This window comes from Clostridium sp. CAG:43 (genome assembly GCF_000434655.1).
In the GTDB taxonomy this organism is placed as follows: Bacteria; Bacillota; Clostridia; order Lachnospirales; family Lachnospiraceae; genus Otoolea; species Otoolea fessa.
This window is the reverse complement of the sequence record NZ_FR895095.1, coordinates 39,932-55,816: the sequence shown is the minus strand read 5'-3', so window position 1 is coordinate 55,816 and position 15,885 is coordinate 39,932. Positions and strand designations below refer to the sequence as shown.

Sequence of the window (15,885 nt, the reverse complement as noted above, 5' to 3'; positions counted from 1 at the left end):
GTCCTCCTCTGCGAAGCAGAGTACCAGGGAGGAATTCCGCTTGAAATCAAAATCGAGTTCTTTGGATAAATCTCCCATCATGGCGTTGCCTTTTACATTGAGCTTTGCTTTTAAAGAACCTGTCTTTGCGTCATAGCCCGCATGGACGATAGCACTGTTTGCCTTCGATGTGCCGGAGCAGACATCCTCTTCTTTTTCCAGAAGCACGGTGCGGCACTCATATTTCGAAAGCGCTCTGGCGATGCTGCTGCCGATGACGCCGCCTCCGATAATCACTACGTCGTATGTATTTCCGTTCATACTGTGATCCTCCATTATTTATACTAAATGTTTTCTTGTTCTCGTTTCAACTATCCTGTTTGTTTAGACAATTCATCCTATTTCTGCTGCATTTCGTGCGTAAGCCCATCTGAACCCTTTAGCTGCTACAGCTCCTCTGCAAACCGGATCTCCTCCATCGCCTGAATGTCGCCCAGAAGCGTTTTCCGGAGCGACTTGTCCTGCACCTCGACCGACATCGTCGCGGACGGACCCTCGCCCTTTAACTTATTCTTGGCAATATCAAAAGACACGATTTTCACATCCTTGGAACGCATGGTATCCATGAACGCCCCAACACACCGGCTGCTGGTAAATTCCAGATAGAAATCAAACACCTTCGCATGCTCGTGAATCATTGTATCCACGCGTGTCAGGAGCTTCAAGGTAACTGCAATCAGAATCAGACCATAAAACGCGCCGTCCACAAATCCGATACCGGCTGCCAGTCCTTCACAGGCACACACCCAGAGGCATGCCGCCGTGGTCAGTCCACGCACCTGATTGCGCCCGGTTACCATGATCGTGCCGACTCCTAAAAATCCGATGCCGCTGATAACCTGTGCGCCCATCCGCGCCATGTCCGCTTTCGCGGACGGAAATGTCCGGAACATATATTCACTCGTCAGCATGACAATCGCTGAACCCAGGCAGACCAGCACATGCGTCTTGATGCCCGCACCGCGCCGTTTCAGACCACGGTCAATTCCAATGAACATTCCCACCGCCAGTGAAAACAGCAGACGAATCCAGATGCCGACCGCTGTCCAGGTCGCCGCTGTCTCCACAATCCATTTCCAAACTGCCATTTTTTCTCCCCCTGCCAGCCCGTAAAACTTCTAAAACACAGCCTTTTTTTGCTCCACAAGACTCTTCCTTGACCGATATCGGTATCTTTTATGAAACAAAAAAGAGCAGAAAGCACCCGTATTTCTACGTTTGCCTTTCTGCTCTTAATCTCACAGGCTTTATTATATCCAATTTATTAACGTTTTGTCAATCTGTTTCTATGCTGCGCCGTACAGAAGATCCGGTACGCATGTAATTAAGAACGGACAGAAAGTCAGAAGCAGAAGGACAATCATCAGTGCCACGATAAATGGCCATACTTCCTTCAGGAACTCACTGATCGGGCATCCCGTGATACCGCAGGTCGTGAACATCATCGAACCGAACGGAGGTGTAATACCACCGATCATGATGTTAACGATCGCTACCAGTCCAAAGTGGTAATCGTTGATTCCAAGCTGTCTTGCAACCGGAAGCAGCAGAGGCGTGATGATCATCAGCGCCGCACCGCCTTCCAGGAACATACCCATAATCAGAAGGATTACGTTACATGCCATGAGGAACAGCCACTTGTTGGTTGTCAGGCTTAACATAGCAGTTGCCACGACTCTCGGCAGGTTGATCCAGGTCATGTAGTAACCGAATACATTCGCTGCAACCATGATCAGAACAACGCTGGAAGTACCGGCGATACTGTCGAGCAGGATCGGAACCAGATGCTCTCTCAGGGACAGTTTCTTGTAAACGAAACGTCCGATAATAATACAGTAAAGAACGGCTACCGCACCGCCCTCAGACGGAGTAAACATACCAAAACGCATTCCCAGAATGATACCAAATGGGAAAAACAACCCCCAGAAAGAGGTAATACCCTGTTTCACGATCTCTTTCAGAGCCGGGAATTTTTCACGGGTGGTCGGGTAGTTTCTCTTATGTGCAATAATCGAAACAACGATCATCATCGAGATTGCCATCAGGATACCCGGAATATAACCAGCCGCAAACGTACGACCCAGGGAAATCTGTGCAATCAGGGTAAAAACGATCAGGTTTACTCCCGGCGGAATAACCGGTGTAGCAGCCGAGGAAGCCGCTGTGATCGCTGCGGAGAACGCCTTGGAGTAACCTCTCTTCTCCATCTCCGGAACCAGCATCTTGGACTGCATCGCACAATCTGCGTTGGCCGAACCGGAACATCCGCCCATCAGCATACTAAGTACTACGTTTACCTGTGCCAGACCGCCTTTCATATGACCGGTCAGCACTTCCGCGAAATCCATCATCTTGTCACTGATGCCGCCGTAGTTCATGACGGAACCAGCCATAACGAAAAATGGAATCGCTAACATCGAGAACGACTGTGTAGAGGTCATAACCTTCTGTAAGATCAGCCAGTTTTTACTGGTTGTATCAATAAATGTAAAATAAAAGAAGGTTGAACCAAACAGCGCATATACAATCGGCATTCCCAGGAAATAGAGAATAAATACCATAAAAATCGGAACGAGTTCAATTAATTCGAGTCCCATCAGTTATTTCCCCCTTTCCCTTTAAATACCTTGATAATATCCTTAACCAAAAAGTAAATACAGAAAATCAGTGAAAGCCCAAATCCGATCGGAACCGCGCCGGAAATATACCAGCTCGGAACACGCAGCGTATTCGTCAGCTTATCCATCGTGTTCATCACATACTGGACGCTTGTTCTGGTCAGCATAATCAGAGTAGCAAGCTCCAGAAGATCCATAATAACCTTAACAACTTTTCTTATCTTCTCCGGAAGAATGTTGATCAGGATGTCTACGCCCAGATGTGCGTGCTTACGGTACGCATATGCGCTTCCAATAAAGACGGTCCAGACGAAGAGCCCCGTAGCGACCTCTTCCGACCAATACAACGGTCTTTTCAGGAAATAGCGCATAAGGACGTTTGCGTTTACAACGATTGTACAGAGTGTCAGTGTCACGCAGGTAATAATTGCATCCAGGTTTACCAGCACCGACCCCAGTGTGATTTTTTTCTTTTCCATAGTATATCCTCATGCATTCATAATGGCAGTCAGTTTTGCATAACCGACGACTGTTCTGTCATACAGCCATCTTTCCAGCAGTTGTAACTGTTCAGTACCTTCACAGTCACGCGCAAAAATCCATTAAAAATTGCCTACGGCAATGGGATTTTTGCCTGCTGGCCCATGTTTTCGTACGGTCAGCGCAGTAAATGCGCAGACCTACTGAACAGTTACCAGCAGTTTCATATTTCCGGCACTATACGTTTGTCGGAATTCTGCCCGGACCTCAGACAATCTTCTTTGTTCTGACAGCCCGGGCAGATATACTTTCTTCTCCGCAGCGGTTCTGATAACCGTTACGTTTTACCATTTCATAATTGCTTTAAAATACTGTATTTGTTCGGAACAATCTACATTATTCGTTCTTTGCACGGTAGTCATTCAGGAAATCAACCAGTTTCTGATGAAGTTCCGGATCTGCGCCGTACTCGTCTACGATCCAGTCATAAACCGGTGCACAAGCCTCTGTGAATGCGTCAATATCTACATCGTTCCACTCAACGCCTTTGTCTTTCAGGAACTCGATCATGGAAGCTTCGTCGTTCTCAGCATTTTCCTGCTCCCACTTACCAGCTTCTACACAGCACTCATCCAGGATGTTTCTCCATTTTTCCGGGATGGACTGATATACGTCCTCAGCCATGAATAACCAACGGGTTGCGATGAAGTGGTTCGTGTTTGCAACTTTCTTGGTGTACTCATAAGCACCTGTATCCTTCAAGGTGGAGATGGAACCTTCGAAACCATCAACAACACCACTGGACATAGCAGATAAGCACTCCGTAAAGCTCATTGCAGACGGGGTAGCACCCAGACAGGTAATCGTCTTAACAAACAACGGAGACTCGGTCGAACGCATGATCAGACCATTTAAGTCAGCCGGTTTCTCAACTACCTTGTTCGTACATACGCTTCTGAATCCGAACGAAAAATGGGTATCCAGAACGTGGATGTTGTGCTCGCTTGCCAGTTTTTCATTCAGATCTTTTACAATATCAGAATCCATCACTGCATTGTACTCTGCATTGTTCTTGTAAAGCATTGGTCCAACTAATACGTTGTAATCGCCGATGTAATCAGCAAAGTAGGACGGCTCCTCCAGACCCATCCAGACAGCGCCGTTGTGTGCCTGTGCTACAGACTCCGCGTAGCAGTCAAGCTGGTTCTGTCCGTAATACTCCAGAGTGATATGACCATCGGTCTTCTCTTTTACCAGGTCTGCCAGATATTCGCTGGCTTTGTAGTTCCACTCTGCCGGCTGAAATACGTTGGAAAACTTGATGGTGATGTAGTAATCATCTGCAGATGCCTCGTCACCTGCTGCCGTTCCTGCGTCTGCTGCCTTTGTGTCAGTCTTTGTGTCAGTCTTTGCGCCGCTGCCGCCGCAGGCCGCCAGGCTCATCGCCATCGTCGCTGCCAGTACTACTGATAATACTTTTCTCATACGTTTTCTCTCCTTTTTCTTAACCTCCCCCAGTCATCTTTCTGACCGGTTCATCAACAGTTTCTACTACTTTCTAAATAAATTACCATTTCAGCATTTAGGCAAAAAAATAGCACCATTTTTAAAAAACAGTCTTTTCCAGCTGTTTCTAACCATGGCGCATCTCTTCGTCTCTGCTTTTGGTTCTTTATTCATCTTTTACCTAATTTTAACACTTATTTTACGATTAGGCAAGCTATTTTGTAGAAATTATATAATTTTTTCTCGATTTTAGTCGATTTTTATGTGATATTTTTGTAACAATCTTGTTTATTTTTTATCAACATTACAGATTTAACAGATCCAGTTGCGGAAACAGGGAAGAAACAGTATACTACTTCTTAAGATATTTTCTATGCTTCTATATACTGTTTTTATATAGGTGATGATTGATTTTTTATATGAAAGGGCTTACCATGATTTACTATAAGATAGAAATGCACCACAACGAAAAAACCTTCGAATCCCTGTCCCGGATGCAGTACGATCTCTTCTGCGCTTCCAACCGGATCACGCGGACGATCTTAAGTATCCTGTTCATCGCCGGAGGTATCATCAATCTAAGCGAGTGGTGGGGCATCCTCTTAGCCGCCTACGGCTGCTATCTGACGACCAGCACCTACAGCTCCGCCAACCACACCGCCCACAAGCTCGCCGACCAGATCAAAAAAAGCGGCATGCCGTTCCCGGCGTCCCGCTATGAATTCCGTGAAAATCATCTGGAAGTCTATTCTCTTCCGAAAAACACCCGCGAAAGCACACTGGCTTACAATGAATTTGAAAAGCTGGGTGAGGACCGCGATTATTTCTATCTGTTCCGCGATTCCTACGGCGGGTATATGGTGCCGAAAAAGGGGATTGACGCAAGCGCGGGGTCCCGTTCAAATTCGGATGAGAGCCAGAATTTGAAAGCAATTGGCGCGTTTCGGGAATTTTTGGAAAATAAGAGTGGGAAACGGATTTACAGGAAGACGATTCCGCTGGTTCGGGTGATGCAGGCGTTGAAGAAGAAAAGATAGGTCGATAGATATAAACTATAAAAAGCCACGATTTGAACTCTTTGATTCAGATCGTGGCTTTCTCAAAAACCTGCTGTTCTATTCTGTTTTTCTGCAAAAAATCTTCTGCAGTTCCTAGAATCAGCCTTACCGCGTGGTGCTCAAACGTTTTTGCAACACTTGTGGCTAAAAAATATCAATGCAGTTATTTTCTTCTATCTCTGCGCCACCTTATGCGGATTCAGAATATTCTTCGGATCAAACACTTTCTTGATTCCGTTCATCAGGTCCAGGTTCTTCTCCGGCAGGGATTCTCTTAAATACGGCTTTTTCGCATATCCGATGCCGTGCTCGCCGGACACCTGACCTTCGAGTTCATGAGTTTTCTGATAGATCTTCTCCATTGCAGCAGACATCCGTTTTTCCCACTCTTCATCACTCAAATCGTCTTTCAGGATGTACGCGTGCAGATTTCCGTCGCCCGCATGACCGAAGCTCTTGATGCGGATATCAATCTCATTGTGGAGATCGTGCAGATACGTCACCATCTCATTGACGCGGCTTCTCGGAACAACCATATCGACCTCATCCATGTAAGTCGTGGATCCCTTGATTGCCTCCAGGAAAGCGCCTCTGGCTTTCCAGATGGATTCCTCACGCTCCTGGGTATCGGAAATCAGCACGTCCAGTGCGCCCTGTTCCAGGCAGAGTTTGGCCACCTTGTCATACGTTTCTTCGATCTCCTTGGTGGAATTACCATCAAATTTCAAAAGCAGATACGCATCCGACTGTTTATCCGGGAATGCTTTTCCTAAATACTCTTCGGCGTCTTCAATAACTTCCCGCTGCATGAACTCGATCGCGGTCGGGATCGTCTTAGATTTGATGATAACCGGGACGGTGTCGATCGCCTGTTTCAGGGTCGGGAACGGGATCAGAAGGCTGATGACACGCTTCGGAAGCGGCAGAAGCTTTAAGATCGCCTTGGTAATAAAGCCAAGAGTTCCCTCGGAACCAATAATCAGATCTTTCAAGTCATAGCCTGAACTATTCTTTACGACTTTGCCTCCAAACTGAGTGATCGTGCCATCCGGCAGAACCACTTCCAGCCCCATGACATAGTCTCTCGTCACACCGTATTTGACCGCACGCATACCGCCCGCATTCGTGCTGATGTTGCCGCCGATGGTCGCTGATTTCTCACCCGGATCCGGCGGGTAGAAGAAATCGTGATCTTCTACATAGGCGGACAATTCCATCAAAAGGACGCCCGGTTCCACCGTGACCGTCAGGTTTTCTTCGTCCAATTCGAGAATCTGGTTCATCAGGGTGGTATCGATCATGATGCCATGTTCCATCGGAACCGAAGAACCAACCAGACCCGTTCCGGCGCCCCTCGGTGTCACCGGAATCGTATTTTCGTATGCATATTTCATGATCGCCGCGATCTCTTCGGCTGATTTTGCCTTTACCACCACATCCGGATAACTGCTGGTGCCGCTCAGCTCATCGTGGCTGTACTCTTCGTTGATATTTTCACCTACGAGGACACGCTCGTCATCCTGAATTGTGTTTTTTATATATAAAATATCATCTTTATCTATTTTCTTGTAATTTCCCATGATATCCTGCTCTCCTTCCTGTGAATCTTTATCTTCCCATCTCAATCTTCTCAATCAGTCTCGGGAGAATCTCATAGAGATCACCAGTCAGGCAGTAATGTGCCGTCTTGAAAATCGGCGCTTTCGGATCTTTATTGATCGCGACGATCGTCTCCGCGTGATTCATGCCGGCAGTAAACTGGACCGCACCGGACACGCCGCAGGTGATGATGAGTTTTGGGCGGACCGTACGGCCACTCAGACCGATCTGGCACTTGGCATCCAGCCATCCGGCTTCCACCATCGGACGGGTGCAGGCAAGCTGACCTCCCAGCAGATCTGCCAGTTTTTCCAGCATTTTCAAATCTTCCGGCTTCTTCACGCCTCGTCCGGCTACCACCAGGACGTCAGCATTTTCGATAAAGGTTTCCTTCGGCTTTTCTACGATATCCAGAACCCTCACGTGGGAAAGCAGTTTTTCCTTCTCAATTGTACAGACCACAATCTCACCGCTCTCTTTCTCGGCACGCTCCGGTGCGTTCATGATCTTATAGCGCACGGTTGCCATCTGCGGACGGTGGTTCGGGGTCTTGATGTGTGCCATGATATTGCCGCCAAAAGCCGGTCGGATCTGGGATAAATCAGTATTTTCATCCATTTCCAGGATCGTACAATCCGCGGTCAGACCTGTCTTCATACGGGCAGCCACACGCGGCGCCAGCTGTCTGCCGACCGTGGTCGCACCGACGAGAATAGACGATGGTTTTACTGTCTGGATAAAGTTTTCAAAAACAGCCGTGTACGGCTCGATCTGGAAACGTGCCAGTTCCGGTACATCATAGACGAATACTTTATCTACATTATAATGAAGCAGTTCGTGTGCAGCCGCTTCGATTCCATTTCCCATAAACAGGGCGTAAACCGGATGTCCCGTTACCTTGGAAAGTTCTCTCGCTTTTCCAAGAAGTTCCAATGTAACCGGATGCACCTTTCCATCCACGTGATCTACGTAAACGGCAATGCCCTTCCATGCACTCTTATCGACGCTTGGTTTTACCGCGTCTTCTACATATTCAACCGCGCCCTTCGGACCTTTTCTCACGCAGAGACGGCACATTTTACAGGCGGCGCTGATCGTCACCTTTCCGTCTTTTTCTTCCATCGCCCCGAACGGACAGAGCTTGATAAGTTCCTGATTATCCGGGATTTTGTCCTGATGTATGATTAACTCAGCCATGATTCCACCTCCTACACGAATTTCATATCCACGATCTTCTGATACAGCCGGTCCGCCAGCTCTTCGCCGCTTCCGTCCCACATTTCCTTTTTGTCATTGACAGCTGGTGGGAAAATGCGCTGAACCTGCGTCGGGGAACCATTGAGTCCATAGTGCATCGCGTCTTTATCGTCCATATCCGCCAGGGAAAGAATCCGGATTTCACGGTCTTTCGTGTTCATTTTCCGGACATACGAAGGAAGTCTTGGCTGGAAAATGTCCTTGTCAACGGCTAAGAGACACGGGAACTGCACTTTCGCCACCTCGACCTCTTCCGGCAGATCCATGCTGACGGTGATGCCGTCCTCATCAATCTGATTGATCTTGACAACATCTGCCACGCTCGGGATATTCAGCCACTCGGAGATCTCCGGACCAACCTGCGCGGTGTCGCCGTCCGTTGTCTGTTTGCCGCAGAGGATCAGGTCAAAATCACCGCAGCTCTTGATGCCCTGCGCAAGTGTATAGCTGGTCGCCAGTACATCCGCACCACCAAATTTGCGATCCGATAAAAGCGTTCCGCCGTCCGCACCCATCGCAAATGCCTCGCGGATCACCTGCTGCGCCTGCGGCGGTCCCATGGAAATGACGTGAACACTTCCGCCCACTTCTTCCCGGATCCGGAACGCCGTCTCCAGCGCGTACAGATCGTATGGGTTCATCTTCGAAGCCGCGCCGTCTCGTTTCAGCACGCCGGTAACCGGATCGACTTCTACTTTATTGCTTTCCGGTACCTGTTTGATACAGACAAGAATCTTCATTCTGTTTCCTCCTTCATATGGATGCTTTGTAAAAATCTTTAAATGATGGATGTAAAGAATTTTTAATCCGCATATTGGTTCTACCAATTTATTGAAAAGAAAAAGAATTTTGGTAGAACCAATTTTCTTTATTCGTTAGTATAGTGGGCTGCGTTCTGGTTGTCAACGATTGTTTATCTTTTCACATAGAATGTGTTTTTTCATTTTTTTCCAAAATTTCATCTATCATCCGGAAATGCCGGTCCAGTGCATCCTTCCCCGCTGCATTATCTTTGTTCCGCAGCGCTTCCGCAATCTGCCGGTGGCAGAGATTCAGTGCTTCTTTCGCCTCTTTTGTCCGCAGAATTTCCGCGCGCATATTCCGGATGAAGGTATCGATCACGCCGGAACACGCCTCTAAAATATTGAGCAGCAGCACATTTCCCGACGCCTGTGCCAGTGTAAAATGGATCTGTTTATCAATCCGGGCGTTTTCCTGCTCGTCCATGCTCCGGTCAAGACGTTTTACCAGTTCTTCCAGCGTCTCCATCTGGCTCTCCGACGCCTGTTCAATCGCCAGGGCAAACGCCTGCTGTTCCAGCGCATAGCGGATCTGGCTGATCTGCTGATAATTAATCTGGGACATAGCAAACATCATCCCCATCGTCTCCGCAATGCTTTTCTGAAATTCACAAGTGATGTAATTCCCCGATCCCTGCTGGGAGGAAATCACTCCCGTCATATCCATGATCCGCAGCGCTTCCCGAACGGAATTGCGGCTGACTTCCAGCATCTGCGCAATCTCCCGCTCCGGAGGAAGCTTCTCCCCCGGACGCAGCTCGCCCGCCATGATGCGGTTCTTGAAATATTCGATGACGCCTTTGTAGGCTTTTTCCTGTTTTTCCATAGACGCTGCATTCCTTTCACTTTGTCTTTATCATATCATATATAAAAATCCGGATTGAACCGAAAAGATTCTTTTTACAGAAAGCTCTCCAACCTCGTCTCCTGCCAGCTTATAATCTCCTGCTCCAATTTACAGTTGTGCTCCAACATATACCGCAATATTCCCGCATAGCTGCTGCCCTGTTTTATCATCGCTTCCGCCTTCGCCCGATCGGGTGCTTCCAATGGCTTCGCATATGTCTGAAACCGCTGCAATTCCTGCACACCCATCGCGCATAGCTGAAACGGCAGTCCCGTCTTTCGGATCAGATGCCCCGCGATCGCCAGACCGTCTGGATCGAGATCGCCAAAATGATGCCAGGAAAGTCCCGGATTTTCTCTGGCGATCCGCTGCAATAGCGCCTGTTTCGTGCGGGTATGGTAGCCGCTCAGAAACAGATAAAATATATGTTCCCGCTCCAGCCGGTGAAACGAGGTCAGATTTTCCACCGTCATCAGCGCCGCATCCCGGATCTGGATGCTTTTTGCCTTCTGGAATGTCTCAAACGGGATCGACATCGGCAGATCGTGATAAATCCGAAGTTCACGTCCGTCTTCAAGGCAGATCCGCGCATCCCCTTTCAGATAGATATACGCCGGATTGGAATAAATGTAAAATTCCTCCAGAAGCGCCGTCTGCCGCTCCCGTTCTTCTTCCAGCTCCGCAAGCGGTTCATCATACCGCCCCGTGTGCTCCAAAATTCCACACACCTTTTTCCGGTATATCTTTTCCCACTGTTTACTGTCATGCAGAACTGCCTCTGACATTTCCCGCTCCAGCGTAGTTCTCTGCTTTTCCTGATTTTCTTTTAAAAATTGCACCAGATTCCAGATAGCTTCTGCCTCGGTTATCTCTTTTTCTACCTTCTTTTCATCCAGCTTTCTCGCACGGCTGTTTTTCATTGTCTGAAGCTTTTCTTTTCCATATGACTCCAATAAATCGCATTGGCAGAAGCGATGATAAACCTCTTCCAGCCGTTTTTTTAGAATATTCTTTTCTGTCCGGTTCAGGCAGGCATAGTAATCTTCCCAGCGTTCCGGGACAGCATAGATCTGACGGAGAATACCCGTATTCGGAGGAACTACATGAATAAGTCCCTCCGATTCCATCTGACGGATCAGTCGTTCAAATTCTTTTTCCTGGAAAAGCTGTTCCGGCGGGAGAAAATCTTTGTTGTAGCCCTTGAAAATATCGGATGGTTTGACCGAAAACACTTGTTTTACCTTGTTTTCACCGGCGTAGGTGACGCTTTTTTCGTATTGATCCAGCAATTTACTTAAAAGCTGTTCTTTCCACTCTTTCCGATCCGCCATTTTTTCTCCTCGTTTCCTATGCCTGCTTCACCAATCCTTCTACCGCATTCGTATACCGTCCTGTCACGATCAGGCTGACGGTTGAATCGATGAACTGACCGATACTGTTGATCTTCTCCGGCGGGGCTGCATAGAATACCTGGAAGTGATTTTCTTCGAAATAATGGACCATCTGCTCGATCCGCTCTCTCGACAATGCCGAGAATGCCTCGTCGATGAATGCCAGACGGGCGCAGCAGGTGTTTGCCGGGTAGCACTGCAAAAGACTCGCCGCCAGAATGATGAAATATGGGGTCTGCTTCTCGCCGTTGCTGGCGGAACCCTGTTTTTTTGATAACTCTGCCGTGATCTCGGTCTGTCCCTGACGGCTGCTGATCTCCATATCGTAAGAGAAATATCTCCTGTAATCCGTGTATTCCCACTCATCTTCTTCCGCCAGAATGATACTCATAAACTCCTGAATATCATTCTCCATCTCCTCGTCGTCGCGCGCCGAATTCATATAGACCTGCGGGGAACTCATATATTTTTCCAGACGCCTGCAGATGCGGAAGAAGAGAGCGCGGTCTGGCTTTTCTTTCATCACAAACTTGTAGGTATCGTTGCCAAACGGCATATGGCGCAGTTCGCGGTTGATCGCGTCCATCTCACGTTTTGCCTCGCGGACATTCTCGTCAATCTCCGCCACGAAATCGTTCATAAACGCGCTCTCCAGCCGTCCTGCCTGCTCCTGCAGCTTCTGCTGGGCTTCCTCCACCTTGACATGCGCCAGGTTCCGGTATTCTTCCCGGTACCACGGGATGTAACCGATGCCGCGCTTTCCGACGTCAATTCCCGCCAGGCGGCAATACGCCAGCTGTGCGTCCTCCAGCTGGCGCTCCCGCTCTGCCAGCATATTTTTGCTCTTGTCGATGGAAAGCTGTGTCGTCACGCGGATCGTGCCGCGCTTCTCGCTTTCGCGGTTATATTCCTCCAGCATCGCCTCTTTGAGTTCCATGTTGACAAGGCATTTTTCCTCATATGCCTTCTGGCATAAATAGATCTCCGTGCTGATACGGCCCAGTGTTCCTTCGCAGCCCTTTAAATCATTCTTACAGCCGCCGAGCTCACTCTGGTTCTGGTTCACACTCTCATTTGCCTCGCGTGCCAGCCGTCCCGCCGTCTCCAGTTCTTTCAGGACTGCGGTAAAGTCCGGATTTGCCTCGATCTCCTCGCGGTCCTTTACCAGGCTGTCCCTGCGCTTTCCGCAGTCCTTCAGCCCATATGCCGCGCCGAAATCGTAGTGTCCGCCGTCCCAGTCGATCTCCTTGATCGCATCACGGTATTTGATAACCTGTAAAAGTGCCTCTTTATCGGCCCGCTGAACCACCTGTAATTCTTCCAGTTCTTTTCTGGACTGTTCCAGCTGGCAGCGGATCGCGTCTGCGCCGAGACACAGCTCGGTCCGTCTCATATCCATCATCGCAACCGCATAGCTCTTCGCCAGCATGCCATCCCGCATGAGTCCGCCCTTCGGGTATTCATGCAGCTCTTCCAGATTTTCACAGAGATGAATGCCGTTTAACAGATAATTTGCGTAACGTCTCGCATAGACGTTCGGGATCCGCAGAATCTCCGCCGCGGAACCTTCCACCGCCTCTGTTTCCGGAAGCTTATCCGTGATCACGACATTTCCATCATAGATCCGCTCTTTCTGTAAAATCTGCATCGCCTTATGGCAGTGCGCGCCGTCCACGATGATATAGAAACGCTTTCTTCCCAGAAATGTCTCAACCGCCTTTCTCCACTCCGGAGCGGTCACCTCCTGGACCAATTCGGCAAAAATGTGGACCTCGGTCTGGATACCCTGTTTTTCTAACCCTCTCTGAATCTTATTCCGGGCATTTTCCACCTCCGCCGGGAACACAAGGATATTCGATTCCAGACGGCGGATCTTCTCCTGCAGCGCCCCTATCTCTTTTTCGCGCTCTTTACACTGATCCTGCAGGTGGATCTTATTTTCCTCATAGATGCCGTCCTGACGGTGCACCTTCTCGCGGAATGCGTCAAACGCCTCCCGCTTCTTCGCCGTCTCCCCATCCGCCTGTTCCAGTGTCTCCAGATAGGTGTTTTCCGAGGATAAGGACGGAAGATCTGCTTCCAGAAGCTTGATAAGCGCGCTTATCTTCTTCTTCAATTTCAAAATCTGCGCCAGCTTGTCCTCCCAGTTCTTTTTCTCACGATCCGCTTCCTCGATCTGGCGTTTCAGGGAATCCAGGCTTTCCTGCATTCCCTTGACCATATCGTTATTTTCTGCAATTCGCAAGCGTTCCTGCGCGGCTTCCTGCTGCCGGATGAGCTCTCCCGCCCGCTCGGTCAGGCGCCCGTACTGGTCTTTTAAAGCCTGATAACGGTTTTTCGTCTGCTTTTCTTCCTCTTCCTTCTCCCGGAGCGCCTGGTACGAAAGCATCAGCTCCCGGATGCGGAGTCCCCGCTTTTTCTTCTCGTATTCGTCACTCTGGCGAAGCACCTCTTCGAGCTGGATTTTGCCCTGTCTGAGACTCTCATAGAGTTCCCGCAGGCGCTCAAACTGGCGCTTCTGCTCGCGCAGTTCCTCCAGCGACTGGACTTTTCCCGGTTCCAGGACACAGTCCTGAATAAACTGGTCGATATTATTTTCCGGGTTAAATGCCATCATTTTCAGAAGCTTTGTCCGGTATTTGGCTGCGTCCACGCGGAGTCCCAGCGCCCGGAGTACCGCCTCCGTGCCGCGGTCCCGTCCCATAAAAGAGGAAAGCTTCATCGCCTCGCCATTCACTGTCAGCTCATTTTTCGGCGTGATGCGGAGTGCATTTCCCTCAATCCGTGTAAAATCGATATCGTCAATCGCTGCCCCTGGACAGATAAACCAGCTGCTGACCGGCTTGCCAGACTCACTTGGAGACTCAATGCATACTCCGACCGTGAGCGGCACTCCCAGCGTCGGATCGGAAAATTCCATCGCAATATAGCTGACAACGCTGCCATTTCTCAAATAACGCGCCTCGCCATTACTGCGCGTGTCGCCGCGCACATAGCCAAGCACCGTCCGGTCTCGGTCCTTCGCCGCCTTGTTAAACTGCGTGTTGCCCGTCAGGAGATAGGTCATCGCATCAAGCACCGTCGATTTTCCGCTTCCGTTGACACCGGTCACCAGGGTCGAACCTTCCAGCTCGATACAGACATTCTGGAAACGCGACCACTGGACCATCAAAAGTTTTTTCGCCGATTTCCTATTCATGATCGTCTGATTCTTCATCGCCGTCTTCCTCCTCTTTTGTCAGCTCCGTTTCCCATTCGTCCTCACGGCTCCACTTTTCCTGCATCCGCCGGTTGACATTTTCCACAAATTTGCCAAACTCCTGTGGTTCCAGCACAAACTGCATCGACGGATAAAGACAGATCCGGCAGTCCTCCTCGCCGAGCTTTCCAATCACCTGCAGAAGCTGATATTTGGTAAACAGCGTCAGAATCGATGCAAAACTGCTCTTGTCAATCTGATCCCGAATGCCGTATTTTTCCATCTCGTAGCGCAGATCGGTCACCGAAATCTCAATATTTTTCGAAAGATTTCCAGAACGCACCCGGTCCGCATAGAGAGTCCAGAGGCAGCATAAAACCACACTCTCCATCTTTTTGAGTGTCACATGGTTGATCTGCAGTTTTCCATTCTCGCCGAGATCCCGGCAGTTCTGCAGCATAATCACGCCATTTTCCCGGTCAATTACAATATCGTATCCGATATATCCCAGGTACGCTGAAAATGGTTCCGAACGCTTGGAGACAAAATAGTACGCTTTTTTGCTGTCCTCGTCACGGTCGCGCACGATAAAGGTCTGCTTCAGAAGACGCCTGACACTTTTCTGGAACATGTCCTTCTCAGAGGATGTATATTCATTCCATATTTCTTCAAATCCCATGTTTTATTTCTCCTTCCGGCGTTCGATTTTAAAGCGCCGCAGAAGCATCTGCTGCGTTTCCAGATAACCATCCTCCGCCTGTATCTCATACCCATTTTCCGAACCATATGCAACCGCCGAGAGCGCGCTTAAAAGATCCCGCTTGCTCTTCATCGGAACCTCCTCGCTGGATATCTCCGTCCGATCTCCTAAAAGCGCCTCCAGATAATTCTTCATCTTATCCTTCGAATACGGGTTCTCTGCCTCCCTCTCCTGTGCCTCCCTCGCACGATCGATGTCCTCCTGTGTCATTTCTTCCAGCTCCGCATAGGTTGCCTCGCGGATCATCTGCTCCCGTCGCGGATAGCGGATCGAGTCGGTATCGATAAACTCATTATTTTCCAGCAAAAACAACCCGTTCATCGACTCCGGC

At 49.1% G+C, this 15,885-nt stretch carries 14 protein-coding genes; 1 reads left to right on the top strand and 13 read right to left on the bottom strand.

Features of this window, described 5'->3' with window-relative positions; all coding sequences use genetic code 11:
* The 5 genes from QVO97_RS08085 to dctP form a co-directional block, all read right to left on the bottom strand.
* On the bottom strand, nucleotides 1-300 hold a 300-nt coding region (locus QVO97_RS08085), incomplete at its 3' end, for an FAD-dependent oxidoreductase (protein ID WP_288189376.1).
* Between the two features lie 125 nt (nucleotides 301-425).
* Nucleotides 426-1,127, bottom strand: a complete 702-nt coding sequence (locus QVO97_RS08080) for an MgtC/SapB family protein (RefSeq protein ID WP_022359837.1) — start codon at nucleotides 1,125-1,127, stop codon at nucleotides 426-428.
* 198 nt (nucleotides 1,128-1,325) lie between these two features.
* Nucleotides 1,326-2,636: a TRAP transporter large permease gene (locus QVO97_RS08075; protein WP_022359836.1), complete on the bottom strand. Its 1,311-nt coding sequence runs from the start codon at nucleotides 2,634-2,636 to the stop codon at nucleotides 1,326-1,328.
* The gene (locus tag QVO97_RS08070) at nucleotides 2,636-3,136 is read right to left on the bottom strand and encodes a TRAP transporter small permease (RefSeq protein ID WP_022359835.1); all 501 of its coding nucleotides are present in this window, start codon (nucleotides 3,134-3,136) and stop codon (nucleotides 2,636-2,638) included. The genes QVO97_RS08075 and QVO97_RS08070 overlap by 1 nt, the downstream gene beginning before the upstream one ends.
* Nucleotides 3,137-3,533: 397 nt before the next feature.
* Nucleotides 3,534-4,622, bottom strand: coding sequence for a TRAP transporter substrate-binding protein DctP (gene dctP, locus QVO97_RS08065; protein WP_022359834.1), 1,089 nt, complete (start codon nucleotides 4,620-4,622; stop codon nucleotides 3,534-3,536).
* 455 nt (nucleotides 4,623-5,077) lie between these two features.
* On the opposite strand from dctP, the gene QVO97_RS08060 reads away from it, so the two are divergent.
* Complete coding sequence (locus QVO97_RS08060) at nucleotides 5,078-5,680, top strand: YcxB family protein (RefSeq protein ID WP_022359833.1); 603 nt, start codon at nucleotides 5,078-5,080, stop codon at nucleotides 5,678-5,680.
* A gap of 194 nt (nucleotides 5,681-5,874) precedes the next feature.
* Here QVO97_RS08060 and QVO97_RS08055 read toward each other — a convergent pair whose 3' ends face one another.
* The 8 genes from QVO97_RS08055 to QVO97_RS08020 all read right to left on the bottom strand — a co-directional run.
* Nucleotides 5,875-7,281, bottom strand: a complete 1,407-nt coding sequence (locus QVO97_RS08055; protein WP_022359832.1) for an FAD-binding oxidoreductase — start codon at nucleotides 7,279-7,281, stop codon at nucleotides 5,875-5,877.
* Between the two features lie 28 nt (nucleotides 7,282-7,309).
* On the bottom strand, nucleotides 7,310-8,497 hold the full coding sequence (locus QVO97_RS08050) for an electron transfer flavoprotein subunit alpha (protein WP_022359831.1): 1,188 nt from the start codon (nucleotides 8,495-8,497) through the stop codon (nucleotides 7,310-7,312).
* An 11-nt stretch (nucleotides 8,498-8,508) separates the two neighbouring features.
* Nucleotides 8,509-9,297 (bottom strand): electron transfer flavoprotein subunit beta/FixA family protein, encoded by a 789-nt coding sequence (locus QVO97_RS08045; RefSeq protein WP_022359830.1) that lies wholly within the window; start codon nucleotides 9,295-9,297, stop codon nucleotides 8,509-8,511.
* A 181-nt stretch (nucleotides 9,298-9,478) separates the two neighbouring features.
* Nucleotides 9,479-10,183, bottom strand: coding sequence for a FadR/GntR family transcriptional regulator (locus tag QVO97_RS08040; protein ID WP_022359829.1), 705 nt, complete (start codon nucleotides 10,181-10,183; stop codon nucleotides 9,479-9,481).
* 74 nt (nucleotides 10,184-10,257) lie between these two features.
* Nucleotides 10,258-11,535: a Wadjet anti-phage system protein JetD domain-containing protein gene (locus tag QVO97_RS08035; protein ID WP_022359828.1), complete on the bottom strand. Its 1,278-nt coding sequence runs from the start codon at nucleotides 11,533-11,535 to the stop codon at nucleotides 10,258-10,260.
* Nucleotides 11,536-11,551: 16 nt separating this feature from the next.
* On the bottom strand, nucleotides 11,552-14,812 hold the full coding sequence (locus QVO97_RS08030) for an ATP-binding protein (RefSeq protein WP_022359827.1): 3,261 nt from the start codon (nucleotides 14,810-14,812) through the stop codon (nucleotides 11,552-11,554).
* The gene (locus QVO97_RS08025; protein WP_022359826.1) at nucleotides 14,787-15,473 is read right to left on the bottom strand and encodes a DUF4194 domain-containing protein; all 687 of its coding nucleotides are present in this window, start codon (nucleotides 15,471-15,473) and stop codon (nucleotides 14,787-14,789) included. The genes QVO97_RS08030 and QVO97_RS08025 overlap by 26 nt, the downstream gene beginning before the upstream one ends.
* Nucleotides 15,474-15,476: 3 nt before the next feature.
* Nucleotides 15,477-15,885: Wadjet anti-phage system protein JetA family protein (locus QVO97_RS08020; protein ID WP_288189369.1), on the bottom strand; the 409-nt coding region annotated here is incomplete at its 5' end.